2 protein-coding genes are annotated in these 2,291 nt (G+C 70.1%); both read right to left on the bottom strand.

What is annotated here, in order from left to right:
* The coding region (locus G4G93_RS35260) for a methyl-accepting chemotaxis protein (protein ID WP_165091958.1) at positions 1 to 1,473 on the bottom strand (1,473 nt) is incomplete at its 3' end.
* A 153-nt stretch (positions 1,474 to 1,626) separates the two neighbouring features.
* The coding region (locus G4G93_RS35255) for a methyl-accepting chemotaxis protein (RefSeq protein ID WP_246737196.1) at positions 1,627 to 2,291 on the bottom strand (665 nt) is incomplete at its 5' end.

The following is a 2,291-nucleotide window of genomic DNA, read 5'->3' as shown; positions in this document are numbered from 1 at the left end:
GTTGAGCGCCAGCAGGTCGGTCTGGCGGGCGATCTCCTGCACGATGGTGATCTTCTGGGCGATGGTCTGCATCGCCTCGACGGCGCGCCCCACCGCGGCGCCGCTCGCCTCGGCGTCCTTGGCCGACTGGCGGGCGATGGCCTCGGTCTGGCCGGCATTCTCGGCGTTCTGCTTCACGTTGGCGGCCATCTCCTCCATCGAGGCGGAGGCTTCCTCGGTCGAGGCGGCCTGCTCGGTCGAGCCCTGCGACAGCTGCTCGGCGGAGGCCGACAGCTCCTGTGAACCGGCCGAGACGTTGCTCGCCGCCGACACCACCTGACCGACGACCTCGCGCAGCTTCAGGTTCATCGCCTGGATCGCCCGCAAGAGGTCCGTCACCTCGTCCTGCCCGGTCGGGACCACGTCCTTGGTCAGGTCGCCGGCGGCGACGTTCTGGGCGGCGGTAACGGCCTTGGACAGGCCGCGGGAGATCGCGAGCGCCATCCACAACGCCATGGCGAGGCCGAGGATCACCGCGCCGACCACGACCGCGACCAGGATCGTGCGGGTCGTCTCGTAGGCCGATTGCGTGTCGCGCACGAAGCCGTGGGCCACGTTCTCCTCGTAGCTGCGCAGCTTGCCCACCTCCTCGAGGACCGCCCGGCGGGCATCCGTGAAGGGACCGACATAGTAGCGTAACGCCTTGGCGTCGGTGTTGGAGAGACCGAAGGCGAAGACCTTCTCGGCCGAGGGTTCCCAGGCCCTCACGGCGGCGGAGAGGGCGCCGACGGCCTCGGCGTAGCCTGCGGCCCGGCCGGCCTCGCCGACCTTGGCGAGATCGCGCCACAGGGCCTTCTGGGTGTCGCCGAACTCCCCGGCGATCTTGGCGAGCATGGCGTCGTCGGTGATGACGATCTCGCGGTAGATCTCGCCACGTAGGCGGAACATCTTGATTTCGATGGCGCCGAGCAGGGCGCGATCCTCGGCCGAGAGGTCGGATCGCGCCTTGATGTCGTCGAGGCGCCCCATCGCCGCCGTGAAAGCGGTGAGCGTCTCACCGGTCGCGATGGCATTGGCGGTGTTGTTGCCGTTCTGGACCGCGAACTCCATGCCCTTGGTCACGGCTTCGCTGAGCTTGGACCAGTTCTCGCGCAGGGGCTGGACGCGAGAGCGATCCTCCATCGGCACGAGGTCGGTATACTCCCTCAGGATGCCCTGGAGCTTGGCATCGTTCGCCTTGAACTCGGCGAACAGCTTCTCGCGGGCGGTGGTCGTCGGCTCGAGCATCGAGCGCGCGAACATCCGGGCTGCGTCGAAGGACATCGCCTCGATGCGCAGGATCCGCTGGACCTGGGAGAACGGGCGGGCCGCGAAGGCCTGCATCCGGTCGTTGGACTGGCTCAGGCTCGACACCGCCAGGGTGCCGGCGCCCCCGAGGAGGACGAGGATCGCCCCGAAGGCGATCCCGAGCTTCGCTTTGATCGTGAAACGCATCGGTGTGGGCTCTCTTCGGGGGTCTATCGCGGTTCAGGCGGAAACGTCGGGTCTGGTCGGCGCGACGGCGGTCGATCTGGACGACGGCGTGTCCCGTCGTCCGGTGAGGCCGCGCGAACGTCGATCCCGCGCGGTGGGTCGGGGATGTCCGCGTCAGGCGACGCGGGTGAAGTCGGCGTCGCGCTCGTCGCCCTCGCCCATGTCGAGGCTGAAGCCGCCCCCGCCGACGCCGGCCATGGAGCGAGCCGCCGGGGACTTGGATGCCACGGACCTGGCAGCCGGGGATTTGACTGCCGGTCGGGCCGCCGCGCCCCGCTTGACCAATGTCTTGAGGGGCGACCGCACCACCGCCGACGGTGCGGCCATCCGGGCGGCCGTGGCGCGCAGCTGCGACACCGCCCCGTCGAGCGGCCGCGATCCGGCCGCCGCAGCCTCGTCCTCGCCGATCCGGAAATAGGCGATCGTGGCTTGCAGCGTCTCGGCCTGGGCCGCCAGCTCCTCCGAGGTTGCCGAGACTTGCTCGGACGCGCTCGCGTTCTGCTGCGTCACCTTGTCGAGCTGCTGGATCGCCTGGTTGATCTGCCCCGACCCGACATCCTGCTCCCGGCACGCCGCCGAGATCTCCTCGACCAAGGCCGCCGTCCGCTTGATGTCGGGCACCAGCCGGCCCAGCATGTCGCCCGCCGCCTGCGCCGCCTTGACCGTGTCGATCGACAGCGTGCCGATCTCGGCCGCCGCCGCCTGGCTGCGCTCGGCGAGCTTCCTCACCTCGCTCGCCACCACGGCAAAGCCGCGACCGTGCTCGCCGGCCCGGGCCG

The sequence above is a fragment of the Methylobacterium sp. DB0501 genome, from assembly GCF_011043735.1.
Taxonomy (GTDB): domain Bacteria; phylum Pseudomonadota; class Alphaproteobacteria; order Rhizobiales; family Beijerinckiaceae; genus Methylobacterium; species Methylobacterium alsaeris.
This window is presented reverse-complemented; position numbering and strand designations above follow the sequence as displayed.